Here is a 23,238-nt window from a genome sequence, read left to right on the forward strand (position 1 = left end):
TGAAGCGGCCGAAGAGCCTCAGAATTTCGTCAGTAGCACTGGCTGTTTTGTCGAAAGCAACTCTGTCGATCAGAGTTCGTCGATCGTCACTATCTGATCTTGTATCGCTCGCACGAGTAATTCGCATTTCGTCGGTGCGTTCCTTCCAACGTCGGCATACTTCTCGCGAATCCGCGACAGGTGGGTCCCCACCGTTCCCACGCTGATGTAGAGGTTTTGAGCAACGCGTGACTTCGAATCACTCAGTAGCCATTCCCTGAGAACCTCGATTTCGCGCTCCGAAAGGTGCGGTCCGACGGGATCCTGTGCCATGCAGTTTTCCACAGTGACTGTCATGAGTTTCGTCCTTACTTCTCTGTAGCGGAATGACAGACCCCCGACAGTGCCGTCTTCTTGTCAGATGAATGTAATTCGAAGAGGGAAATTTTTCCCAGACATCAATTCCTCTGCCCATATTTTCAGGGGCAGCGCTGTGAGAGTTATTGTTGCCGAACCTCATTGTTAGTCAAAGTCAGCTTTTTTCCGGAAGTAGGCCGTTCAGGAATTGGTAATACCCCGTCTTCGACCGCGCGTTTGTACAAATCCGTTTTTGTCGGTGCGGGTCGTCCGACAGCCGCATATTTCTGCCTGATGCGCTGGAGGTAGTCGTTAACCGTCTGCGGCGCCAAACCGGTGAGTCGCGCAACTCGATCCGCCTTCTCTCCGGATGCGTAAAGTTCGAGGACCTCGAGTTGTCGAGGGCTCAGACCCACTTCGTCGAGACCTGGATCCCCGTCGATTGCGGCAGCCCACTCTGTCGTCACCACCTGCCTTCCCGACGCGGCGGCGCGTATCGCATCAACCACGACGGCAGTCGGTTCGGACTTGCGTACAACACCCAGCACGCCGGCACGGGCGGCCGAGCGAACGAGGTACGGGTTTTCCGCCCCGGTGAAGATCAATGTCTCGAGCCCGGCGGACCGCAGTTGCTCGACATTGCTCTTGGGCGATGACCCGTCGGCCAGTCGGAGGTCGAGGATTGCCAGATCCAAGGCGACGTTCTGAGCGAGCATCTCGGACACAGTGGTCGCGATGCACACCAATTCGAGGTCCGGCTCGTCCTCGAGCATCACAGACACGCCGATTGCTACCGACTCGTGGTCTTTCACCAACCCGACACGGCGGTGTGGAAATGCTGTTTGCTCTGGCATAGCGATTGTTTCCCTCCGCTCGATGCGAGGACGTTATCAGGCAGAGCTGACTGACCGGTATGTTACGTGTCAAGATTTGAAGTCAGCCTGGACTGTTTTACGTTTCGGCTCTACAGTTGTCTTGTGACCGAGACCACTTCCGATGCGAAAGTAAGCCGTACCCAGGCCGAACGTACAGCGGCGATGCGTGGGCGCCTCCTCGACGCCGCCGTCGAATCGTTGGTCGAGCTGGGCTACGCACGGACCAGCACGCAAGAGATCGCCCGCCGCGCAGGCGTCTCGCGGGGTACGCAACTGCATCATTTTCCGACCAAGGAATCGCTGGTCGTCGCGGCCGTCGAGTATCTGGTCGACAAGCGGCTGGAAGAAATCCTCACCGCTGAAGTGGATCGTGGTCGAGGCCTCGAGGTCCTGTCGGACGCGTTCTCCGGGCCGCTGTTCTATGCCGCCCTCGAATTGTGGGTCGCGGCGCGGACCGATCCCGTTCTGCATGCGGCGACGGTGCCCCTCGAACGCAAGGTGAGTGAGGCGCTCGAGTTCGGCAGCGCCGAGTTGTTCGGTGATCGGTTCGATTCCGAGTCGGTCGAACTCACCATCGAACTCGTTCGTGGGCTTGCCGTCTCAGCCCTGTTTCGTACATCCGAAGCCGACGACGCGCTCAGAGCGCGACTGTTGCCGGCCTGGCAATCCCGAGTGGAGAAGAAGTGAAGCTTCCCGAACATGTCGAAACGCTGATCGTCGGTGCCGGATTTGCCGGTATGGGCTTGGCGGCCAGAATGCTTCGCGACAATCGCGCTGCAGACGTCGTGTTGATCGAGCGTGGAGCTGACATCGGCGGCACTTGGCGCGACAACACCTATCCAGGCTGTGCCTGTGACGTGCCGACGGCGTTGTACTCGTATTCTTTTGCGCCGAGCGCCGATTGGAGTCATACCTTTGCTCGTCAACCCGAGATCTACAACTATCTGAAGAAGGTGGCCGCAGACACCGGCATCGTGGAACGCGTAGTCCTGAACTGCGAACTCGAAGCTGCTGTGTGGGATGAGGATGCGGCGCTGTGGCGTATTCGGACATCTCGAGGGTCGTTGACGGCCAAAGCTCTGGTCGCCGCGACCGGAGCGTTGTCGACGCCCAAGATTCCGGGTTTTCCCGGTCTCGACCAATTCTCCGGGACCACTTTCCATTCGGCGACGTGGAACCACGAACACGAACTGCGTGGTGAGCGCGTAGCCGTGATCGGAACGGGAGCGTCGGCGGTTCAGTTCGTTCCCGAAATTGCCGACCCTGCTGCCCATGTCACCGTGTTCCAGCGAACTCCGGCTTGGGTGATCCCTCGGATGGATCGCACCCTGCCTGCTGCACAGAAGGCCGTGTACTCGCGGATTCCCGTTACACAGAAGGTGATTCGAGGGTGGGTTTACGGCTTCCGCGAGCTACTCGGTGCCGCGATGTCGCACGCGACGTGGGTGCTGCCTGCCTTCGAGGCGGCCGCGCGCCTTCATCTGCGCAGACAGGTGAAAGATCCGGAGTTGCGCCGGAAACTGACTCCCGATTTCACGATCGGTTGCAAGCGCATGCTTCTGTCCAACGACTGGTTGCGCACCCTTGACCGCGCGGACGTGAGTCTGGTCGACAGTGGGCTCGTCTCGGTCACCGAAAACGGAGTGGTCGACGGAAGCGGCGTCGAGCACAAGGTCGACACCATCATCTTCGCCACGGGGTTCACGCCGACGGAACCGCCTGTTGCGCATCTGATCACCGGAAAACGTGGCGAGACGCTGGCCGCACATTGGAACGGTAGTCCCAACGCGTACAAGGGTACTGCGGTCAGCGGGTTCCCGAATCTGTTCCTCATGTACGGTCCGAACACCAACCTCGGACACAGTTCGATCGTGTACATGCTCGAGTCCCAGGCCGAGTACGTCAACGACGCCGTGAACACCATGAAGCGAGAGCGGATCGATGCCCTCGACGTGAACGAGACGGTGCAGGTGCACTACAACAAGGGAATTCAGCACGAGTTGCAGCACACGGTGTGGAACAAGGGCGGATGCTCGAGTTGGTACATCGATCCGGAGGGGCGCAACTCGGTGCAGTGGCCGACGTTCACTTTCAAATTCCGTTCGCTGCTGGAGCATTTCGATCGGGAGAACTACTCCGCTCGCAAGATCGAAAGCGTCGAGGCATGACCGCGACGCACTACGACGTGGTGGTTATCGGTTCGGGATTCGGTGGCAGTGTCGCCGCTCTTCGCCTGACGGAGAAGGGCTACCGCGTCGGGGTGCTCGAAGCCGGTCGACGGTTTGCCGACGACGAGTTGCCTGAAACCAGTTGGAGACTTCGAAAGTACCTGTGGGCGCCGTGGATCGGATGTTATGGGGTTCAGCGCATCCATCTTCTTCCGGATGTGCTCGTGATGGCGGGGGCCGGCGTCGGAGGTGGGTCGTTGAACTACGCCAACACGTTGTATCAGCCACCCAATCGGTTCTTCGAAGACCGTCAGTGGGCGCATATCACTGACTGGCACGACGAACTGGCGCCGTACTACGACCAGGCCAAACGGATGTTGGGTGTTCGCACCAATCCGTCCTTCACTCCTGCCGATGCGGTGATGAAGGACGTAGCCGAAGAGATGGGCGTGGGGGAGACCTTCACGTCCACCCCCGTCGGGGTTTTCTTCGGGGAGGCAGGAGTTTCCGTGCCGGACCCGTTCTTCGGCGGAAAAGGACCCGAACGCACAGGTTGCACGGAATGCGGGGGATGTATGACCGGGTGCCGAGTCGGTGCGAAGAACACGCTGGTCAAGAACTACCTCCATCTCGCCGAGCAAGCGGGCGCCAGGGTTCATCCGCTCACGACCGTCACCGACCTTCGGCCGGCGGCAAGCGGTGGTTACCGCCTGCTCGCGAGGCGAACGGACGGCGTCCGCCGGCGAGAAGTTCGGTTCACCGCCGATCAGGTGGTGGTTGCCGCCGGAACGTACGGAACGGCGAGACTGCTGCTCGGTATGAAGGAATCCGGTGCCCTGCCGGGCCTGTCGGACACTCTCGGCACCGTCGTACGTACCAATTCCGAAGCCGTACTGGCCGCAACGTCGAAGTCGCGTCGACGGAACTTCACGCAGGGCGTAGCCATCACGTCGTCCTTTCACCCGGATGATCACACGCACATCGAGCCGGTGCGATACGGCAAGGGCAGCAATGCAATAGGACTTCTGCAGACCGTCCTGAGTGACGGCGGTGGGCGAACTCCCCGGGTGCTGAAGACTCTGGCAGTCGCGGCCCGGCACCCAGGAGCGTTCTTGCGATCGTTGTCGGTACGGAACTGGTCCGAGCGAACCGTCATCGCGCTGGTGATGCAGACCGACGACAACTCCCTCGAACTTTCCAAGAACACCAAACGATTCGGGCGCTCCCTCACCAGTAGACCGGGACCGGGCGATCCACCTCCTCAGTGGATTCCGCAGGGTCATACAGCCATTCGCAAGGTCGCCGAGAAGATCGACGGCGACCCGGGTGGTTCCATCGCCGAGATCGTGAACATCCCGATGACGGCACACTTTCTGGGTGGCTGCGCGATCGGTGACAGCGCGTCGAGTGGCGTCGTCGATCCGTATCTGCGTGCATACGGTCACGAGGGACTGCACGTCATGGACGGTTCGGTGGTGAGCGCAAATCTCGGAGTGAATCCTTCCCTGACCATCACTGCGCAGGCGGAACGAGCGTGCGCGATGTGGCCGAACAAGGGTGGCGCGGACGCCCGCCCGAAGACCGGCGAGCCATACGTACGTATCGATCCGACTTTGCCGTCCGATCCGGTGGTGCCGACGCATGCACCAGGCGCTTTGCGGCTTCCCCTGACCATTCGAGCTGAGAAGGTGTCCGATGTGGAGCGTGCCTGAATCGACAAGTGACCGCGTCGACTGGCCGGTGAGTGATCCGCCGCCGTGGCCGGCTCGCGTTCGCGCGACACTGTGGTGGCACCGCAGTACGTCGGCGGCACGCGAGCTCGGCCCGGATGGTCGAACGATTCCGATGACGGTGGCCATGATGGTGGACTACCTCGCTTCGCCGGTCGGCCCGTATCGCGAGATCCTCGCCAGTCCGGTCTTGCATGCGCCAGGGAAACGGATCGGGCCTATGCCGCGGATGGCGGTCCCTTTCATCGCGGTGGATTCGGAACCGTCGGTGCACGGTGGGCGAGTCCACTGGCAACTACCCAAGGTTCTGGCCGAGTTCGACGGAGACGTGCAGCAGAAATTTACTGCGACCGGCGACGGATGGCGGGTGCGTTCGGATACGCGGATGCTCGGGCCGCGTCTGCCGATTGCCGGGGCGTTGGGATTTGCGCAGCCGGAGTCCGGTGGAGGTCTGGCGATCGCGTCGGCAAGGCTGACGGGATCGTTCCGATACGCGCGCGTGAGCGTCGAGGCAGAGGGGCAGACCCTGCCGGACTGGTTGGCTGCGGGCACCCATCACGGCGTCGTGATTCTGGGCGGAAAAATGACTACGGGAGCGGCCAGGCGTCGGTAACGGGGGTTTGACCTGCGAAAAGCGACCAAGGCCGCCCGTCAGTGACCGGGCGGCCTTGGTCGTGTGGTGTGAAAGTCAGGTGTCGACGTCCCACAGGCGCCTCTCGGCGGGTGGTCGCTCGCAGCGACAAAAGGGGTGGGGCCCGGGGCTTGTTCGGACGCCGACAGGGTGTTCAACGGCGGTCTCCCCGGATTTGTTCCCGTCCTTGATATGTGACACCGGTCTCGATTCAACTTAGGCAATCCTTTTCTTGACTAATTCCAGAAAAGCGGCATACTGGGAAACATGCGAGACGGAGAGCATGACTTCGACCCCCGAGCGCAATTGCGCGCCGTCGGGTTGAGGGTCACTGCTCCGCGCCTCGCCGTGCTGGATGCGGTTACAGCCCAACCGCATTCAGACGCCGATTCTGTTGCAGCACTCGTGCGGCAGCAGCTCGGATCGGTATCCACACAGGCCGTTTACGACGTGCTGAAGGCATGCGTGAACGCAGGATTGCTGCGACGCATCGAGCCGGCGGGTTCGCCCGCACGGTTCGAGACGAGGACTGGTGACAACCACCATCACCTCGTCTGTCGCGGCTGCGGCAAGGTCGTCGACGTCGATTGTGTTGTCGGCCAAGCTCCCTGCCTCGAACCTTCCGATAATCACGGCTTCGAAATCGACGAAGCCGAGGTCGTGTTCTGGGGCCGTTGCGAAGATTGCCTGAAGAATTCTGCCGAATCCGACACCGAGTCGGACGCGGTCTCGCAGAATCGAATTGATGCGTCCAGAACCTCCGAGTCAGCCACCTCGCATGCAGCCCATGCGTTCGACTCGGATGCAGCCCCGCTCCTCTGACGCCCAGCCCACAACGCTAGGAGGCTTCGCCATGACCAAGCCCACCACCAACAATTTCGGTATCGCGGTCGCAAGTGATGACGAATCGCTGACCGCGGGTATTCAGGGGCCGGTGCTCCTTCACGACCACTACCTGATCGAGAAGCTCGCGCAGTTCAACCGCGAGCGTGTCCCGGAGCGCATCGTCCACGCCAAGGGCGGCGGCGCTTTCGGTGAACTCGTCATCACACACGACGTCAGCAAGTACACCAAGGCCGCGTTCCTGCAGCCGGGTAAGAAGACCGAGTCACTCGTCCGCTTCTCCACCGTCGCCGGTGAGCAGGGCAGCCCGGACACCTGGCGCGATCCGCGCGGTTTCGCGATGAAGTTCTACACCGAAGAGGGAAACTACGACCTCGTCGGCAACAACACCCCGGTGTTCTTCATCAAGGACGCCATCAAGTTCCCCGACTTCATTCGTTCGCAGAAGCGACTGCCCGGCTCCGGTCTTCGTGACCACGACATGCAGTGGGACTTCTGGACTCTGCGTCCCGAGACCGCTCACCAGGTGACCTGGCTGATGGGTGACCGCGGTATCCCGAAGACCTGGCGCAACATGGACGGCTTCGGATCGCACACCTACCAGTGGGTCAACGCTGCGGGTGAACGCTTCTGGGTGAAGTACCACTTCAAGACCGATCAGGGCATCGAGTTCCTGACGCAGGCCGAAGCAGACAGCCTCGCCGGTAGCGATCCCGACTACCACCGCGCGGATCTGTACAACGCCATCGAGGCCGGTAATTTCCCGAGCTGGACACTCAAGGTTCAGATCATGCCGGTCGACGAGGCCGAAGGCTACCGCTTCAACCCGTTCGACCTCACCAAGGTCTGGTCCCAGAAGGACTACCCACTGATCGAGGTCGGCAAGTGGACGCTGAACCGCAATCCGGAGAACTTCTTCGCGCAGATCGAGCAGGCTTCGTTCGAGCCGTCGAACGTGGTGCCCGGCATCGGATTCAGCCCGGACAAGATGCTTCTCGGCCGCGTCTTCTCCTACGCCGACGCACATCGTTACCGCATCGGCACCAACTACGCCGACCTGCCGGTCAATGCCCCGAAGAACGAGGTGAACTCCTACTCCAAGGAGGGCGCCATGCGTTACAGCTTCAATTCCCCGTCGACGCCGGTGTACGCACCGAACTCGTACGGCGGACCGCATGCCGATCCGTCGGTTGCCGGTGACGAAGGACTGTGGGCGTTCGACGGCAAGGCAGTGCGCGCCGGATACATCGAGCACGCCGAGGACGGCGACTTCACGCAGGCCGGAACGCTGGTCCGTGAAGTTCTCGACGACGCAGCTCGTGAGCGCCTGGTGAGCAACATTGTCGGCCACGCCCTTGCCGGCGTCAGTGAGGAAGTTCTGTTGCGTGTCTTCGAGTACTGGAAGAACGTCGACGCAGATTTGGGCAAGCGCGTCGAAGAAGGTGTACGCGCAGGTCAGTGACCCGCTGACATGAGCATCGCCTAGGTCTACCGAATGCGGACCGCTGCAAGGGAAATCACTTCCCGGCAGCGGTCCGTTTCCGTCTACCCAACTACAGAAGCGCAAACCAATAGACGAAGCATGCGAGAAGGAATACAACGACTGACTCCATGACGACACCCCTGTTCGACGTGCACTTCTGCTGTTCGCACTCTCCATGATCCGCTTCTCGAGCTGAGAATGCTCGGGGCACAAGTTTCGCGAACCGAGGTGTTGGGCAGTCAATTCCCATGGCAATAGGTGCGGTTCTCTTCGACATCGACGGAACGCTCGTCGATTCCAACTATCTGCACGTAGAAGCGTGGTCGCGAGCTTTCTTCGAGGTAGGTCGCCCGGTCGACGCGTGGCGGGTACACCGCAGCATCGGCATGGACGGAGACCAACTACTGGAGTCCTTGCTCGGCGAAGACATCGACGGGTGCGGACCGCGAGCCAAAGAACTTCACACCACGTACTACCGGCAGTCGGCCGACCGTCTCCGAGTACTGCCGGGAGCGCGCGAGTTGATCCGCCGAGTTCACTCGCTCGGACTGCATGTGGTGCTCGCTACCTCGGCGCCGGACGACGAACTGAAGTTGCTACGCCGGACGCTCGACATCGACGAAATGATCTACGCCGCCACCTCTTCGGAATCCGTCGACGAGGCCAAACCTGATCCGGACCTGATCGAGGTCGCGCTCGCGAAGGCAGGTGTCGACGCGGGCAATGCGGTCATGGTCGGGGATGCCGTCTGGGACATGAAGGCGGCGACATGGGCGGGCGTTGTGGCTGTGGGAGTGCGCAGCGGCGGCATGTCGACCGACGAACTCGAAGGTGCGGGTGCGGCTGCCGTGTACGACGACGCCCGCGACCTTCTCGACCACCTCGACGGCAGTGTGATTTCCGAACTCGTTTCAGGCCTAGATACCGGGAGTTGATCAGTGATGGCACGATTCGGCTACACCTTGATGACGGAGCAGGCAGGTCCGAAAGAACTGGTTCGCCATGCAGTTCGGGCCGAAGAAGTCGGCTTCGACTTCGAAGTGATGAGTGATCACTACTCGCCGTGGCTGACCGAGCAGGGGCATGCACCCTACGCCTGGTCGGTGCTGGGGGCAGTCGCCCACGCCACCGAGCGAGTCGGTTTGATGACGTACGTGACTTGTCCGACCGTGAGGTACCACCCCGCCGTCGTCGCTCAGAAAGCTGCGACGATCCAGATCCTCGCGGACGGACGCTTCACCCTGGGATTGGGAAGTGGCGAGAGCCTGAACGAGCATGTGGTCGGCGAGGGTTGGCCGTCCATCGACACCCGCCAGGACATGCTGCAGGAGGCGGTGAGCATCATTCGCGCACTGCTCGCCGGAGATCTGGTGAGCTGGAAGGGGGAGTACTTCGACGTCCAGTCCGCCAGGATCTGGGATCTCCCCGAGAACCCGGTTCCGCTGGCGCTGGCCATGTCCGGAGACAAGTCCGTCGAGCGTTTCGGTCCGATGGCCGACGATCTGATTGCCGTGCAACCGGATTCGGAGCTAGTGCACTTGTGGAAGCACGTGCACGGCCGAGCATACGGATTGGCTCCCGCAGGCCGGACCATCGGTCAGATTCCGATCTCGTGGGACCCTGATCGCGACACGGCAATTGCACGAGCTCATCAGCAGTTCCGGTGGTTCGGCGGAGGGTGGTCCGTGAACTCCGAACTGCCGACGCCGGCGAGCTTCTCGGGTGCGACTCAGTTCGTGCGCAAAGAGGATGTAGCTGAAAGCATTCCGTGTGGTCCCGATCTCGATGTGATCGTCGAAGCGGTCAAGGCATACACGGACGCCGGATTCACCGATGTGGCACTGGTACAGATCGGTGGAGATACCCAAGACCGATTCTTCGACGAGGCGGCCAAGCCGCTGCTCGAGGCTCTGCACGTCGAATTGGGTTGATCGAGAAGATCAATCGAGTTCCGCCGAGTGGGCTCTTGTCGAGTCGCGCGCTACCGCCGTGCAGCCTCGCCTGCTGCGCGACGAGGGCCAGTCCCAAACCGCTTCCGGCGTCGCCCGCACCGGTACCACGAACGAATCTCTCGAACATAGCTTCGCGTTCCGAAGGCGCGATCACGGTGCCGTTGTCGTCGACGAAAACCGTCGCCGAACCCGTCGCAGCCCCTGATCGGACGGTGATCTCGACTTCGTCGGCATTGCCGTGCCGAACGGAATTGGTGACGGCGTTGGTCAGCACCAGACGGATACCCGCGGGAAAGGCCTGAACCGAAAGTTCTTCCGGTGCTTTCAAACGAACGTCGACCTGCGGGTGCAGACGGCCGGCGTCAGCGACGGCGCGATCGGCAACCTCGACGAGATCGACGTCGGCACAATCCTCGGGATCGGCCACGTCACCCAGGGCTAGAGTCTCGAGGTCGGTCAGGGTGCGCTCGATCTGGCGCTGCGCTTCCAACAATTCGCCGGACAGTTCGCGCCGTTGGCTTTCCGTGAGATCGAGTGTTGCGAGAACTTCGAGATCGGTACGCATCGACGTGAGAGGTGTGCGCAGTTCGTGGGCGGAGACGCGAGCGAAATCGCGTGCCGACTCCAACGCCTCCTCGGTGCGGCTTCGATCGCTTTCGATGCGACTGAGCATGCTGTGGATTGCCTCCGACAGTTCTTCGGCTTCTCGCGTTCCACGTACCGACGGTGCCCGGCGCGAGAGTCCGTCGACGTCGAGGTTGTTGCCGATCGAACTGGTGGTCTCGGTCAATTGCTGTAGTGGCCGGACGGCTCGGCCGGTGAGGAACCAACCGAGCCCGGCCGCGGCAAGGATGGCGACCACTGCTGCAGCGGCCACTTGGAACTGCTGCTCACGGATTGCCTGGGTCAGTGGGTCTTCGGGGATGCTGACGGCCAGTGCGGCGCCGCTGTCGCCGGGCACCAGAACATCACGACTGCGAACATCGGTGGTAGCCAAGGCGCTGACGGTCGCGGCGTTGAATCCGGGGCTGACCACGGATGGTTCTGTTGTTGCAGTTGGTGTTTCGATGAATAGCGGGCTCGGCGCACTCGCCGCGACGCCCAGGGTGACGGAATCGAGAGTGCGTTCGAGTTGTTCGGATCCGTTGACACGCAGAAAGACCGCGAACGCAATTCCGATCGCGGCAATCACGATTCCGGCGGCCAGGCCCGAGGCGATGGCTACGCGAGTCTGAAGTGACAGCGGCCGCTTCATCGTTCGGCCCTCAGGACGAAGCCCACCCCACGCACTGTGTGGATCACGCGGGGCGCTCCGTCGACTTCGAGTTTCTTGCGTAGGTAGGTGACAAAGACGTCGACGACATTGGTGTCGGCGGCGAAGTCGTAACCCCAGACGAGTCGCAGGAGTTGTGCGCGACTGAGTACGACACCGGCGTGCTCGGCGAGTACCGACAACAGGTCGAATTCTCTTTTGGTGAGTTCGATTCGTCTACCGTCGATGCGCGCTCGATGGCCACGGAGATCGACCGTCAGCGGTCCCACCGTGATCGGATGGTCGACCGACGGGGTGGCTCGCGTCGTGCGTCGAAGCAATGCGCGGAGTCTGGCGACGAGCTCGGCCAACTCGAAGGGCTTGGTGAGGTAGTCGTCGGCGCCCGCCTCCAGCCCCGCGATGCGATCACCCACGGAACTTCGGGCGCTGAGCACGCAGATCGGAACCTCGTTGCCGATCGCGCGCAGGGCGGTCACCACCCCGACGCCGTCGAGGCCGGGCATGTTGACGTCGAGAACGAGCGCGGCCGGGCATTGCTTGTTCACCGATGACAAGGCCGATCGTCCGTCGACGGCAGTTGCCGTGTCGAAGCCCGACAATCGGAGTCCACGTTCGAGCGAATTCAGAACCTTCGCGTCGTCGTCAACGATCAGGATGCGCTCGCGTGTACTCACCCCAGCCATGGTGCCATCGGATCAAGGCCTGGGGCCTCGCTCGGAGCGAGGGCCGTCGCATTCTCATCAACTCCTAAGAAACCGACAACAGATCTGCAGTGTTGGCTTCATAACCTCGGGTTTCTCGGATGCGACCGCGCCGAGAACTCGAGAACGTTCGATCAAGGAGAACAACGATGACGCGATTGAAAGTGAACGGCAAGCGGGCCCGCCGGACCGGTGTGGTGGTGGCGTCCGTGGCGGTCCTCGGTATGGCAGTGGCGCCGGGAATCGCCTGGGCTTCCAACCCGATTTCCGACGGGTCACCGGTGGCGGTGCGGTCGATCGCGACCGCTCCAGCCGAGTTGGGTGTGGCTCCCGAAGTAGCGTGTGGTGTCGCGGCGCCGATTTCCGACGAGGAGCTGCAGAAGCTCATCGACGAGGGGAAGGTCGTGCGCGCGGAGGAGGCCGGTACGGCCGCAGTCACTATCGAAGTGCCGAGCGAAGCTGCGACATTCGTTGCGCGTGAAGGGGTGCCGGCGTTGCCGACCGTCGAGTGGGCTCCGACGACCGAAGGTGTTCCGGCAGAGGTGCTCGACATGGCCGGTGTCGCTCCGCTGGAGGAGGGCGTTGCCCTGTCATGCACGGTTGCCGCGGGCTGACGAGCGAAAAAAGCTCCGCATGAACCGCTTTGACCTGGAACGGTACGGCCGTACTCAACTGGGTCTGGAGGTTGGTCAAGCCTGTCGGTAGCACTTGCTACGTTCGGGGCGGTCTCGGCGAGCATGCCGGGGCCGTCGCCGACGGCGTCATGTGTGTGGTGTCTTGCAGAGGTGCGGTACGGCCTGATGCGGGGCGCGTTTCGAAAGGTGTTGTGTTTCATGGTCATGGGCCCCACCCACGCGATGTCCGGTGCTGCTGTGGGGTTGGTGGTTGCGGAGTTGTTGCCTCTCGACTGGGGAGGGCCCACATCCACTGCGGAAACTTTGACCTTTGCCGGGGTGTGCGCCGGAGCCGCCTTGCTTCCCGACCTCGATACCGGTCAGTCGACGGTTTCGAGGTCATTCGGTCCGCTCAGCAAGGCTCTGGCCAAAGGCATCGACGCAATTTCGGTGACTTTCTACCGCATCACCAAAGGCAAGAAGGACGGCAAGCGTCGTGGTGGGCATCGGACGCTCACGCACACCGCGCTGTTCGCCGCCGGGTTGGGTGCCGGGGTCTCGGCGCTGGTTGTTCAGTTCGGGAAGCCAGCCATCATCATCACCCTGTTCTTCTGCCTCGGGTTGGCCATCCGAGGATTGGCGGGTGAATTGGCCAAGGAGAAGGGATGGCTCGCGGTCTCCGCCGTTGCGTTGGTGCTCTCTGCCCTCACCTGGCAGTGGTATCCCAGCGAGGCCGGATCCACGGGGCTAGGTGTTGCGGTGGCACTGGGCTGCGCCACGCACTGTCTCGGCGATGCGATCACCAAGGAGGGAGTGCCGTTTCTTGCACCTCTGATCCCGCTCGGCGGCAAGCGATGGTGGGAGCAACGGCTGCCGTCATTCCTGTCCATCCGTGCAGGTGGGAACCTAGAGAAGGTTCTGATCGGGCCGGCTCTGACGGTTCTGACTGCCTGGTTGATCATCAGTGCGTTCGACGGTGCCCCGGAAGCGATCTACGCGGTATTCGCTCCGATGGTGCAGTGAGCTTCGGAAAACTTTTATTACGGAACCACTGGCATCGTAATCATATTTGTTCTACGTTCGTCCCTGACATGAACCGAGTCGGCGGACGGAGTGAGCAGTGGTGCATCAAGCAGAGCGCATGGCAGAGCACAGCTCGAGCGAAGACGGTGTGAGCCGGCGCGGATTTCTCGCAGCGAGTGCCGGCGCAGCTGCTCTCGCGGGCATTTCCTGGGCACCGGCAGGAGCAGTTCCCTGGGGCTCGGCATCGACCATCGCGCCACCGCCCGGATATCCGTCGGACATTCCGTTGTCACAGTCGGCGTACGCGAACTGGTCGCGAGAAATCATGCTCGACAGCGTGTGGACGGCCACGGCACGTCACAGCGACGACGTCGTCACCCTCGCCAACTGGGCGTTCGACAACGGGTACACAGTGCGTGCGAAGGGAACGATGCACGGGTGGAGCCCGTTGACGGTGGTGCCCGGCGCGCCTTCGGATCGAGTTCTGCTGGTCGATACGATGGCCAACTTGAATTCGGTTGTGGTGCAGCACGGCACGCCCGCAACGGTCACGGCGGGCGCCGGCGCCAGTATCGAAGCGATTCTGACAGCGCTCGAGCGAGAAGGGCTCGGCTGGGCCAACTCTCCGGCGATCGGTGAGCTGTCCATCGCCGGCGCGCTGGCGATCGGTGCTCACGGGGCAACCTATCCGGCGGTGGGGGAGACGATCACCCCTGGTCAATCGTATGGTTCGCTGAGCAACCTGATCACCGAGATCACGGTGGTGGCGTGGGACGAAGGCATCAATCGGTACGCACTGAAGACATTTCACCGATCGGACGTCGAGAGCACCGCCTTCCTGACCCATCTGGGTCGAACCTTCGTCACCTCCGTGACGCTGCAAGCCGGGGAGAATTATCGGCTGCGGTGCCAGAGTTTCACCGACATTCCGTGGCAAGAACTCTTTGCTGCTCCCGGGTCGCCAGGGCGTACCTACGAGAGTTTCGTCGAGAAATCCGGACGGGTGGAAGCAATCTGGTTCCCGTTCACGCAAACACCGTGGCTCAAGGTCTGGACACCGACCCCGGTCAAACCGCCGGAGTCCCGAGAGGTGAGCGGGCCGTACAACTACTTCTTCTCCGACGCGATTCCCGAAGAAGTCACCACCCCGTTGGGGATGGTGGCACAGGGTCTCCAAGGTGCGACACCGCTGTTCGGCGCCTCTCAGTTCGGCGCTGTAGCAGCAGGATTGGTGCTGACCGACACCGACGATCTCTGGGGCTGGTCGAAAGACGTTCTGTTCTACCTCCGGCATACGACCTTGCGCGTCGTAGCCGGGGGCGGAGCCGTGATCACCAAGCGGTCCAACATCGGCCGAGTGGTCCACGAGATGACGAGTTGGCTGAACGAACGAATGACGCACTACGCGTCGTTGGGGCAGTATCCCGTCAACATGCCGTTCGAAGTGCGTCTCTGCGGTGTCGACGATGACGGCGAGGTGTTGGTCGACAGCGCCGGAGTGCCGGACCTGTCAGCGGTGCGGCCGCGGGCGGATCGTCAGGACTGGGACACAGCGATCTGGATGAACGTGGTCTCGATTCCCGGCACCGCGGGATTGCCTGCGTTCCTTCGCGAAATGGAACGGTGGATGGTCGCGAACTACTCCGGCGATTACGCGACCTTCCGTCCGGAGTGGTCCAAGGGGTGGGCATTCACCGATCAGGCGGCGTACCAGGACGACGAATTCCTCACCAGCACAGTGCCTGCCACCTTTCGTGCCGGTGGCGACGGGAATTGGGACTTCGCTCTCGCCACTCTCGACGAACACGACCCGCACCGCGTATTCAGCAATACGTTCCTCGACCGCGTATTGCCACCCAGCTGAATCTCCTACTGCGGAAGCGGTTTGCGCCAACATACGTCGGTGACACGGATACGCTGATTGTTGTCATCGTTCCAATCGACGCTCAGCCCCTGAGTTCGGAGTGCGTCGGCTACCTGGCGCCCGACGGTCTGATCGGTGTGCGCGATCATGTGTGCCTTGGCGGTTTCGTCGCCGCCGAAGGCAGCGGCGACCAGCGCGGGATCGAGATCGTGGGCCGGACGGAACGCACTGTAGGACAAGTAGAGATCGGACGGCTCGTCGCCGAGACGCTCCGCATCTTGCATGTGGAAGAACGTGTACGCCCACTGAGCAAAGGGATACCCGTTCTCGTCGGGTTCGGACGGCGTGCGTTCGTCGTCGATTTCGGTAGTGCCGCACTGCATGCAGCAGGTGAAGTTCATCCGGGCCACGATGCCGTTGCGTTCGAGTTCGGCGAAGGCTGCGGAGAGGCGCTCGAAGTCTCCGGGAGCCGTCCACTGGGTCTGCTCCTCGACTCTTCGGTCCCAGACCTCACGCACTACTGCGTCGATCTGTCTGCCGAGTTCGTCGTTCTCGAAGCCGCCCTCGACACAGTCTCGGGCGGCTTCGCAGATTTCGTCGAACGTAGCGAAACCTGGGACTACCAGTTCGCGTGCTTGCTCACGTACGGCGACGATGTCGGCCTCACTGAGCCCCGGTGCTGACCGTGACTGTGATGACCGTGACCAGGGCAATCGCATACCGGCACCGTACTGCACCGATCCGACCGTCAGGCGACGTCGGCTGCTGCTTTCGTTTCCTCCTCGTTTGACGGGGCAGGCTTGTTCGGGATGAGCGCCGTGGCGATCAGGCCCACCACGACAAATCCGGCCGCAAGGTATCCGCCGAGTGTGATGCCGTGAGTCATCGCAGATTGGGCAGCGTCGGCGACGAAGGCAGTGTTCGGTGAACCGGCCAGCGAGTCGATGGCGGCGCCTGCGCTGTCGGTGACTGCCCGCGTCAACTGATCAGCCTGAGCTTGGTCGATACCGGATCCGGTGAGGTCGTTGTTCAGCGTCGAATTGAGAGTGCTGAAGAAGACCGTGGTGAGGACAGCGATGCCCAGTGCGGATCCGAGTTGGCGGAACGCGCTCTGAATGCCGGAGCCTTGACCGGCGCTCTGCTCGGGAATCTCCTCGAGCACGACGTTGGTCACCTGGGCAGTCGCAAAACCGACGCCGATTCCGTAGAAGAACAGCACTGCGGCGATAGTCCACCAGGGGCTGTCTGTCGCAGCGATGAATCCGAGGCCGGCGAGACCGAGCGCTTCGAGAGCCAGGCCGATACGGACCAAGCCCAACGGCGAGACCTTCGATGCCAGCCCGAAGCTCGCACCACTGGCGACAAAGCTGCCGATGGCAATGGGAACCAGCGCGAGCCCTGCCTGGAGGGCGCTGTATCCGAGCGTGAACTGGAGCCAGAGAGGAAGCACCGCAACGATTCCGAACTCGCCGAGTCCGATGATCAGCGTCGCGATGTTGCCGTTGCGGAACGACGAGATGGAGAACAACCGTACGTCCATCAGTGCCCGCGACGGATCGGCGCTGCGGGTGAGCATGGTTTGACGGTAGGCGAACGCACCGAGCGACAGAACGGCGAGAACCAGCGCCACCAGAACCGGCGACGGGCCGCTGGACCATGACAGACCGAATAGATCGAAGGGTTCCTTCGTCGTCAGCCACCCGTACGTTCGTCCCTCGACGAGTCCGAAGGCCAGCAGGCCCAGGCCGGCGATGGACAGTGCCGCTCCGGTGGCGTCGACGCGCCCAGCGGTGCGCGGGGAGGGAGCGATGAACAGCACTGCGCCGATGAGAATGAGCGCAGCAAGCGGAATGTTGATCCCGAATGCCCAACGCCATGAGGCATGTTCGGCAAGCCAGCCGCCGAGCAATGGACCGAGGGCGGATGCAGCGCCGATGGTGGAGCCCCAGACCGCGAAGGCCTGGCCGCGCGCCTTTCCGGTGAACATCGCGTTCAGAAGCGACAGTGACGTGGGCAGGATCATGGCCGCGCCGGCGCCCTGCAGGAAGCGCGCCAGGATGAGCAGACCGCCGTTCGGCGCCAGTCCGGCCAGCAGGCTCGTTGCGCCGAACACGACGACACCGGCGATGAAGATACGACGGGCGCCGACCAGGTCGGCAACTCTGCCGACCAGAAGCAGGAGTGCCGCGAACACGATTGCGTAGGACTCTTGGATCCATTGAGCCTGAACGGAATTGATCCCGAGATCTTCGATGATCGAGGGAACTATGACGTTGACGATCGTGGTGTCGACGACGATCAGTGCCACGCCGAGTGCAATGGCGATCAGGCCCAACCACTTGCGGGTGGTGGGTGAGATGTTCACGAATAAACCTCCATTGTGAAGTAACTTTATTATGAAGGTATATTTGAGGCGGTAAGTTGTCAACGTGCGCGCTGGGCTCGACCGGCCGCCGTCTGGCACAGGAAAGGTGGGATCACCGAGGTGGAGGCACCGCGCGACATCTCCGTGGAGCGGGAGCGGCTGATGGACGAATTCCGCGCGTACGGTGGCACGTTCACCGAATTCAGCCATCGATTCGCGTCGTGGCTCGGCCTGCATTCCACCGACGCGACTGCCTTGATGGAAATCACCGCTGCCGAGGAGAAGGGGACGCCGCTCTCACCCGCCCGCCTCGGAGAGCGGATCTCGCTGACGTCGGGTGCAACCACCGCGTTGCTCAACCGCCTGGAGAAGGCGGGACATATCGTCCGGACCCGAGAGAATGCCGACCGGCGAGTGGTCACGCTGCACAGCAGTGCGCATGTGCAGGACCTGGCGGACGAGTTCTTCGGGCCCCTTGCCGTGCGACTCGACGCCATGATGGCGAAGTACCCGCCCGAACTGCTCAGTCGATTCGAGGAATTTCTCGTCGACCTTCACTCGACGATGAACGAACACCTCGAGCAGGACAACCGCTGAACAAAGAACGCCGCTCGACTCCGGAGAGTCGGGCGGCGTTCTTTGTGTCGGTGACGGCTACTTGCCGAGCTTGGCTTGCAGGTCGTCGAGAACCAGGCCGGCACCTGTCGGGCCGAGGCCCAGGAACCAGGTCTCGTCGCTCACCTCGGTGGCGCGTCCTTCCTTGACTGCGTCCATGCTGGCCCACAGCGGTCCGGCAACAACCGTGGTCTGGCCCGTGTCGGCGGGATTTCCGTAGCTGGAGTAGAAGATTCGGTCACCCTCCGCCTCGGTGATCGTTTCCGGGCTGACCTCGACGGCCAGTTCGTCGATGTCCTGGATCGCCGGGCGGGGCAGGCCGACGTCCTTCAAGATGACGCCGATGAACGACAGATTGCCGTACAGGCGCAGCTTCCCGGACATGAAACGAACCAGTGAAACGGTCGGGGAGCCGTCGATCGACTCACGTACCTTGTCGGCGTGCTCTTGGTAGTCGTTGAGAATCTGCTCAGCCTTGGTCTCCTCGCCGAGTGCGTCACCGGCAAGGAGGAAGTTCTCCTTCCACGGAAAGCCGGGGCGGATGCTGAAGACCGTCGGAGCGATTGCCGCGAGTTGCGGGTAAAGCTTGTCCTGGCGCAGCTTGCTGCCGAGGATCAGATCGGGCTGCAGTGCGGTGATCGCCTCGAGGTTGAGGTTGTTGGTCGTGCCGACATCGGGGACACCGACCAACTTGTCCGCCAGGTACGACGGCTGACCGGCGGCGCTTTCCGGGCTGGCGATGCCGACCGGGGTGATCCCGAGCGAGAGAACCTCGTCGAGTTCACCGCTGTCGAGGACGACGACGCGGGTCGGCTTGGCCTCGAGGGTGGTCTCGCCCAGGGCATGGGTGATGGTGCGAGGGAACTCGCCTGGCGCGGCATCGCTGCCGAGCTTCGCGGTTTCCGTGTCGGCGGTGCTGAACAGCTTGCCGCCGGTCGCGACATCGGTGTTGCCGTTTGCGTTGCCGCCGGCGTCGGAAGAGCCGCAGGCCGTAGCGGCAAAAACAGTCGCCAAGGCAACCATGGCGACCCGGACCGACGTGCGGCTCCGGAGAGTGGTGCGTGAGTGCATTAGGCTACCCTACCTTTTGGTTATCGGGCTTGGTCAGGGAGGTATCCGCACCGTTGACGCCAGGTGAGCGGCGCGTCAGGTCTCGCTCAGCGGGACCGCTACGCAATTCGGACTACAGGGTGCGACCAACGTGTTAGCTTCGCGAAAGACCTGTACTGGTAAGCGAAGACGCGTGTAGTGAGGATTTCGATGACCCTGAACATTGCCGATCTGTTCGAGGCCGTTGCCGATGCGATCCCCGATCGAGTTCCCTTGATTCTGGAAGACGTGCGATTGAGCTACGCCGAGCTCGAACTGCGATCGAACCGACTCGCTCATCACCTGCAGTCGGTGGGCGTCGAGCCTGGGCAGCACGTCGGTATTCACATGCGTAACTGCGTCGAGTACGTCGAAGCGCTCCTGGCTTGCTTGAAGATCAGAGCGGTACCGATCAACGTCAACTTCCGCTATACCGATGCAGAACTCCTGTACATCTACACCAACTCTCAAATGGTGGCACTGCTGGTCGAAGAGGAATTCGCGCCGACGGCATTGGCCGTGGTTCCGCAGTGTCCGGAGATCACCCACGTGCTGATCGTCGGCGAAGACTACGAGAACGCCCTTGCCGCGCAGACTGATACCCGCGACTTCGGCCCTCGCAGCAACGACGACCATTTCATCATCTACACCGGCGGCACAACCGGAATGCCCAAGGGTGTGGTGTGGCGGCACGAGGACTTCTTCTTTGCCGCCCTGTCCGGAGCGAACCTCAGCGGGCCGCCGCGTCGTAGCCTCGAAGAGGTTGTGGATGCAGCTGTAGCGAACACCAATCCAACTGTGCTGCTACTCATCCCGCCGCTCATGCATGGAGCCGCAATCTATTCACTGCTCACGGCATTCCTCATGGGAGCGCCCCGAGTGCTGACCCGCAGCTTCGATCCGATGGAAGTGTTGCGACTGGTCGAGGCCGAGAAGATCACCGGAATCACCGTCGTCGGCGACGCGATTGCTCGACCGATCGCCGACGCCATCGCCGCAAGCGAAGGGCGCTACGACCTTTCGACTCTCCAACTGATCGGGTCTGGTGGCGCATTGTTCTCGCCGAACCTGAAGGCAGAACTGACAACCCGACTACCGGGGTTGGTGATCAAGGATGCATTCGGTGCTTCGGAATCCGGCAACGACGGCGTCGTCGAATTCGGTGAGGACGGTTCCAAGCGAATTCGATCCAACCCCAACATGATTCTTGTCGACGACGAATTCCGTCGCATCGAACCAGGCTCGGACACAGTCGGTTTCATCGCCCGGGCCGGCCATGTTCCCGTTGCCTACTTCGGCGACCCGGCCAAGACTGCTGCAACTTTTCCTATCGTCGACGGGGTTCGTCTGGCGGTACTCGGGGACATGGGCACGATGGAAGCCGACGGAACCATCGTGCTGCTCGGGCGCGGTTCGATGTGCATCAACTCCGGCGGCGAGAAGGTCTACCCCGAAGAAGTGGAGCAGGCACTCAAAACTCACCCGGCAGTTTTCGACGCCTTGGTAGCGGGCGCGCCCGACGCACGATTCGGCGAGAAGGTCGCCGCGGTGGTGCAGGTTCGACCGGGATTCGAAGATGTTGCGACGGAATCATTGTCGGAGCATTGCCGCACCCACGTCGCCGGGTACAAGATCCCCCGCTCGATCGTGCTCGTACCAACCATCCTCCGCTCGCCCAGCGGTAAGGCCGACTACCGTTGGGCTCGCGAAACCGTAGCGGGAGCGTAAATCACCTCCCGGCACTTCGGACGACGCACCACTCGTTTCCCTCGGGATCCAGCAGCACCTGAAAGGTGCCGGCCGGGTCCTGCTGGACAGTGCCGACCCGAGTTGCGCCGAGGCGCTCGGCAGCGTCGGTCGCAGCGACGACGTCATCCACACTGACGTCGATGTGTAGACGATTCTTCGTCAGCTTGGATTCCGGTACACGTTGGAAGGCGAGGCGAGTCCATCCTGGAGGGTCGACAAACGCCCACTCCGCGCTCCGCTCCACCGGCTGCCCACCGAGGATTCCGGCCCAGAAGGTCGCCAACTGGGCTGGTGCGGAGCAATCCACAACTACTTCATCGACCTGCCCGATCACCGCTTCACAGCTCCGCTGAATTCGGCTGTCACAGCTGCACTCAATTCGGCTGTCACACCTGCGCTGAATTCGGCTGTCACAGCCAGGGCTCGATCGGCTTCTTCACCCACATGATCTTCTCGTCGGGATGCTCACGCCGAGCTTCGGGACGGTCTGGGTTGGCTGCTGCCCACACGGCTTTCTCGTCGAGCAGTCCGGCCGCGATCGTCCAGGTCTCCCGCGTGCTCGGCGGATTGGCGCCCGCCGCCCGCGCAAGCTTGCGCAGCCGATCGTCGGGCATGTCGAGCAACTCTGCACTACTGATATCGCGATCCCAGGCGAACTTGGCAAGACCGACAGCTTTCTCACGTCGGCTACGGCTCGCCATGTCGTTGTGCGCGAAGTCTGGTTCGGATGCCACGGCTTCACCTTATCGTCAACGAAATCGAGGCCCTCCCGCGTAAGCGGAAGGGCCTCGATTTCTGTTCTTCACTGTCGGGGTGGCGGGATTTGAACCCACGACCTCTTCGTCCCGAACGAAGCGCGCTACCAAGCTGCGCCACACCCCGTGTCGAACCTCGGTTAGCTTACATTACCGAGTCGACTGACATTAAATCCGCAGGTCAGTTGCGTAGAACCGACGCTGGAGACTCTGCGGAACTGTGTGCGGAGACATGCTCCGGTTCGCGCCTGGTCGCCGGAACCAAAGTCAGCAGAGTTGCCTCGGGGCGGCAGCAGAAGCGTGCCGGAGCCCACGGCGAAGTGCCTATGCCCGCTGAGACGTGCAGCTGGGTGTGCGCGCCCCACTTCGATGGTCCCTTGACCCGGGATCGGTCGATCTGGCAGTTGGTGACCAGCGCGCCGTAGAACGGAAGGCACAGCTGACCACCGTGCGTGTGGCCGGCGAGCACCAGGTCGTAGCCGTCGTCGGCGAACCGGTCGAGAACTCGAGGTTCGGGTGAGTGCGTCAGGCCGAGCTTGAGCTGGGCGACGGGATTGGGTGTTCCGGCGACGGTGTCGTAGCGATCGCGCTTCAGGTGCGGATCATCGACGCCGGCGGCAGCAATGCGAATACCGGCCACTTCGAGTTCGCGGCGCACGTGGGTCATGTCCAGCCATCCACGTTCGGTGAACGCGGCCCGCAGATCGCCCCAGGGGAGGGGATCCCCGGTGATGCGCTTGTCCTTGTTGAAGATGTAGCTCAGTGGATTCTTCGGTTTCGGAGCGAAGTAGTCGTTGCTGCCGAAGACGAACAGACCTGGCCGAGCCAACAGATCGCCGAGCGCCTGGACCACTGCCGGGACGCTGCGCTGATGCGACAAGTTGTCGCCGGTGTTGACCACGAGGTCGGGGTCGAGGCCTTCGAGTTCACGCAACCAATTCTGTTTCAACCGTTGGTTCGGCATCATGTGCAGGTCGCTGAGATGGAGGACCCGCAGCGACGACGAACCGGGCGCCAGGACTGGCATCGTCACCTCACGCAGTGCAAATGCATTGCGTTCGATGCCGGATGCGTACCCGATCCCTAGTGCAGCGGCGCCCGCGGCACCAAGTGCGGTGCGGGTCAGATTGGTGCGGAACTGGGAAGACACCTCTCAAGGATACGGGTGTGGC

General features: G+C 62.2%; 22 protein-coding genes, 1 tRNA gene and 1 pseudogene. 13 read left to right on the forward strand and 11 right to left on the reverse strand.

Annotated elements, in window-relative coordinates; genetic code table 11:
- Positions 1-69 precede the first annotated feature (69 nt).
- Together ASU23_RS15925 and ASU23_RS15930 are read right to left on the reverse strand one after the other, a co-directional pair.
- A pseudogene (locus ASU23_RS15925) lies at positions 70-291 on the reverse strand (LuxR C-terminal-related transcriptional regulator); the annotation flags it as partial.
- A 188-nt stretch (positions 292-479) separates the two neighbouring features.
- Positions 480-1,190 carry a LuxR C-terminal-related transcriptional regulator gene (locus ASU23_RS15930; protein ID WP_058038243.1) on the reverse strand — a complete coding sequence of 237 codons (711 nt, stop codon included), beginning with the start codon at positions 1,188-1,190 and terminating at the stop codon, positions 480-482.
- Between the two features lie 183 nt (positions 1,191-1,373).
- Here ASU23_RS15930 and ASU23_RS15935 point away from each other — a divergent pair, with 183 nt between their 5' ends.
- The 8 genes from ASU23_RS15935 (at position 1,374) to ASU23_RS15970 (ending at position 9,997) form a co-directional block, all read left to right on the forward strand.
- Complete coding sequence (locus tag ASU23_RS15935) at positions 1,374-1,898, forward strand: TetR/AcrR family transcriptional regulator (protein WP_202427151.1); 525 nt, start codon at positions 1,374-1,376, stop codon at positions 1,896-1,898.
- Positions 1,895-3,379 (forward strand): NAD(P)/FAD-dependent oxidoreductase, encoded by a 1,485-nt coding sequence (locus ASU23_RS15940; protein ID WP_058038244.1) that lies wholly within the window; start codon positions 1,895-1,897, stop codon positions 3,377-3,379. Before ASU23_RS15935 ends, ASU23_RS15940 begins: the two co-directional genes overlap by 4 nt.
- On the forward strand, positions 3,376-5,091 hold the full coding sequence (locus tag ASU23_RS15945; RefSeq protein WP_007732329.1) for a GMC oxidoreductase: 1,716 nt from the start codon (positions 3,376-3,378) through the stop codon (positions 5,089-5,091). The genes ASU23_RS15940 and ASU23_RS15945 overlap by 4 nt, the downstream gene beginning before the upstream one ends.
- Positions 5,075-5,722, forward strand: coding sequence for a hypothetical protein (locus ASU23_RS15950; protein WP_058038245.1), 648 nt, complete (start codon positions 5,075-5,077; stop codon positions 5,720-5,722). Before ASU23_RS15945 ends, ASU23_RS15950 begins: the two co-directional genes overlap by 17 nt.
- A gap of 285 nt (positions 5,723-6,007) precedes the next feature.
- On the forward strand, positions 6,008-6,562 hold the full coding sequence (locus ASU23_RS15955; protein ID WP_003943517.1) for a Fur family transcriptional regulator: 555 nt from the start codon (positions 6,008-6,010) through the stop codon (positions 6,560-6,562).
- A gap of 31 nt (positions 6,563-6,593) precedes the next feature.
- Positions 6,594-8,045, forward strand: coding sequence for a catalase (locus tag ASU23_RS15960; protein WP_003943483.1), 1,452 nt, complete (start codon positions 6,594-6,596; stop codon positions 8,043-8,045).
- Between the two features lie 269 nt (positions 8,046-8,314).
- Positions 8,315-9,001, forward strand: a complete 687-nt coding sequence (locus ASU23_RS15965; protein WP_003943463.1) for an HAD family hydrolase — start codon at positions 8,315-8,317, stop codon at positions 8,999-9,001.
- 6 nt (positions 9,002-9,007) lie between these two features.
- Positions 9,008-9,997, forward strand: a complete 990-nt coding sequence (locus ASU23_RS15970; RefSeq protein WP_007732341.1) for an LLM class F420-dependent oxidoreductase — start codon at positions 9,008-9,010, stop codon at positions 9,995-9,997.
- Here ASU23_RS15970 and ASU23_RS15975 read toward each other — a convergent pair.
- Complete coding sequence (locus ASU23_RS15975) at positions 9,894-11,273, reverse strand: sensor histidine kinase KdpD (RefSeq protein WP_042446646.1); 1,380 nt, start codon at positions 11,271-11,273, stop codon at positions 9,894-9,896. The two genes, ASU23_RS15970 and ASU23_RS15975, sit on opposite strands and share 104 nt — an antisense overlap.
- Positions 11,270-11,974, reverse strand: coding sequence for a response regulator transcription factor (locus ASU23_RS15980; protein ID WP_058038246.1), 705 nt, complete (start codon positions 11,972-11,974; stop codon positions 11,270-11,272). Before ASU23_RS15980 ends, ASU23_RS15975 begins: the two co-directional genes overlap by 4 nt.
- A 167-nt stretch (positions 11,975-12,141) precedes the next feature.
- Between ASU23_RS15980 and ASU23_RS15985 the strand changes: the two genes are divergently transcribed.
- From ASU23_RS15985 to ASU23_RS15995, 3 genes are all read left to right on the forward strand, one after another.
- The gene (locus ASU23_RS15985; protein WP_003943487.1) at positions 12,142-12,606 is read left to right on the forward strand and encodes a hypothetical protein; all 465 of its coding nucleotides are present in this window, start codon (positions 12,142-12,144) and stop codon (positions 12,604-12,606) included.
- 219 nt (positions 12,607-12,825) lie between these two features.
- Positions 12,826-13,629, forward strand: a complete 804-nt coding sequence (locus ASU23_RS15990; RefSeq protein ID WP_047270024.1) for a metal-dependent hydrolase — start codon at positions 12,826-12,828, stop codon at positions 13,627-13,629.
- A gap of 118 nt (positions 13,630-13,747) precedes the next feature.
- Positions 13,748-15,493, forward strand: a complete 1,746-nt coding sequence (locus ASU23_RS15995) for a cholesterol oxidase substrate-binding domain-containing protein (protein WP_058038264.1) — start codon at positions 13,748-13,750, stop codon at positions 15,491-15,493.
- Between the two features lie 5 nt (positions 15,494-15,498).
- Here ASU23_RS15995 and ASU23_RS16000 read toward each other — a convergent pair whose 3' ends face one another.
- Together ASU23_RS16000 and ASU23_RS16005 are read right to left on the reverse strand one after the other, a co-directional pair.
- On the reverse strand, positions 15,499-16,212 hold the full coding sequence (locus ASU23_RS16000) for a hypothetical protein (RefSeq protein WP_058038265.1): 714 nt from the start codon (positions 16,210-16,212) through the stop codon (positions 15,499-15,501).
- Between the two features lie 29 nt (positions 16,213-16,241).
- The gene (locus ASU23_RS16005) at positions 16,242-17,858 is read right to left on the reverse strand and encodes a DHA2 family efflux MFS transporter permease subunit (protein WP_058038247.1); all 1,617 of its coding nucleotides are present in this window, start codon (positions 17,856-17,858) and stop codon (positions 16,242-16,244) included.
- A 120-nt stretch (positions 17,859-17,978) separates the two neighbouring features.
- Between ASU23_RS16005 and ASU23_RS16010 the strand changes: the two genes are divergently transcribed.
- Positions 17,979-18,455, forward strand: a complete 477-nt coding sequence (locus ASU23_RS16010; protein WP_003943458.1) for a MarR family winged helix-turn-helix transcriptional regulator — start codon at positions 17,979-17,981, stop codon at positions 18,453-18,455.
- 57 nt (positions 18,456-18,512) lie between these two features.
- Here ASU23_RS16010 and ASU23_RS16015 read toward each other — a convergent pair whose 3' ends face one another.
- Positions 18,513-19,544, reverse strand: a complete 1,032-nt coding sequence (locus ASU23_RS16015; RefSeq protein ID WP_058038248.1) for an ABC transporter substrate-binding protein — start codon at positions 19,542-19,544, stop codon at positions 18,513-18,515.
- Positions 19,545-19,733: 189 nt separating this feature from the next.
- Between ASU23_RS16015 and ASU23_RS16020 the strand changes: the two genes are divergently transcribed.
- Entirely contained in the window at positions 19,734-21,290 is a 1,557-nt protein-coding gene (locus ASU23_RS16020) for an acyl-CoA synthetase (protein ID WP_058038249.1), read from the forward strand.
- 1 nt (position 21,291) lies between these two features.
- Here ASU23_RS16020 and ASU23_RS16025 read toward each other — a convergent pair whose 3' ends face one another.
- From ASU23_RS16025 to ASU23_RS16040, 4 genes are all read right to left on the reverse strand, one after another.
- Positions 21,292-21,645, reverse strand: a complete 354-nt coding sequence (locus ASU23_RS16025) for a VOC family protein (RefSeq protein WP_058038250.1) — start codon at positions 21,643-21,645, stop codon at positions 21,292-21,294.
- Positions 21,646-21,721: 76 nt separating this feature from the next.
- Positions 21,722-22,045, reverse strand: a complete 324-nt coding sequence (locus ASU23_RS16030; protein ID WP_003943496.1) for a hypothetical protein — start codon at positions 22,043-22,045, stop codon at positions 21,722-21,724.
- 74 nt (positions 22,046-22,119) lie between these two features.
- Positions 22,120-22,193 (reverse strand) — tRNA-Pro (locus ASU23_RS16035).
- Between the two features lie 54 nt (positions 22,194-22,247).
- Positions 22,248-23,216 carry a metallophosphoesterase gene (locus ASU23_RS16040; protein WP_003943461.1) on the reverse strand — a complete coding sequence of 323 codons (969 nt, stop codon included), beginning with the start codon at positions 23,214-23,216 and terminating at the stop codon, positions 22,248-22,250.
- Positions 23,217-23,238: the final 22 nt, after the last annotated feature.

The organism is Rhodococcus sp. KB6 (genome assembly GCF_001445685.1).
Lineage (GTDB): Bacteria > Actinomycetota > Actinomycetes > Mycobacteriales > Mycobacteriaceae > Rhodococcus_F > Rhodococcus_F qingshengii.

Coding starts and splice junctions, on each gene's coding strand:
- ASU23_RS15930 (WP_058038243.1), bottom strand. CDS start 1,190: ATGCCAGAGCAAACAGCATTTCCACACCGCCGTGTCGGGTTGGTGAAA.
- ASU23_RS15935 (WP_202427151.1), top strand. CDS start 1,374: ATGCGTGGGCGCCTCCTCGACGCCGCCGTCGAATCGTTGGTCGAGCTG.
- ASU23_RS15945 (WP_007732329.1), top strand. CDS start 3,376: ATGACCGCGACGCACTACGACGTGGTGGTTATCGGTTCGGGATTCGGT.
- ASU23_RS15950 (WP_058038245.1), top strand. CDS start 5,075: ATGTGGAGCGTGCCTGAATCGACAAGTGACCGCGTCGACTGGCCGGTG.
- ASU23_RS15955 (WP_003943517.1), top strand. CDS start 6,008: ATGCGAGACGGAGAGCATGACTTCGACCCCCGAGCGCAATTGCGCGCC.
- ASU23_RS15960 (WP_003943483.1), top strand. CDS start 6,594: ATGACCAAGCCCACCACCAACAATTTCGGTATCGCGGTCGCAAGTGAT.
- ASU23_RS15965 (WP_003943463.1), top strand. CDS start 8,315: ATGGCAATAGGTGCGGTTCTCTTCGACATCGACGGAACGCTCGTCGAT.
- ASU23_RS15970 (WP_007732341.1), top strand. CDS start 9,008: ATGGCACGATTCGGCTACACCTTGATGACGGAGCAGGCAGGTCCGAAA.
- ASU23_RS15975 (WP_042446646.1), bottom strand. CDS start 11,273: ATGAAGCGGCCGCTGTCACTTCAGACTCGCGTAGCCATCGCCTCGGGC.
- ASU23_RS15980 (WP_058038246.1), bottom strand. CDS start 11,974: ATGGCTGGGGTGAGTACACGCGAGCGCATCCTGATCGTTGACGACGAC.
- ASU23_RS15985 (WP_003943487.1), top strand. CDS start 12,142: ATGACGCGATTGAAAGTGAACGGCAAGCGGGCCCGCCGGACCGGTGTG.
- ASU23_RS15990 (WP_047270024.1), top strand. CDS start 12,826: ATGGTCATGGGCCCCACCCACGCGATGTCCGGTGCTGCTGTGGGGTTG.
- ASU23_RS15995 (WP_058038264.1), top strand. CDS start 13,748: ATGGCAGAGCACAGCTCGAGCGAAGACGGTGTGAGCCGGCGCGGATTT.
- ASU23_RS16000 (WP_058038265.1), bottom strand. CDS start 16,212: ATGCGATTGCCCTGGTCACGGTCATCACAGTCACGGTCAGCACCGGGG.
- ASU23_RS16015 (WP_058038248.1), bottom strand. CDS start 19,544: ATGCACTCACGCACCACTCTCCGGAGCCGCACGTCGGTCCGGGTCGCC.
- ASU23_RS16020 (WP_058038249.1), top strand. CDS start 19,734: ATGACCCTGAACATTGCCGATCTGTTCGAGGCCGTTGCCGATGCGATC.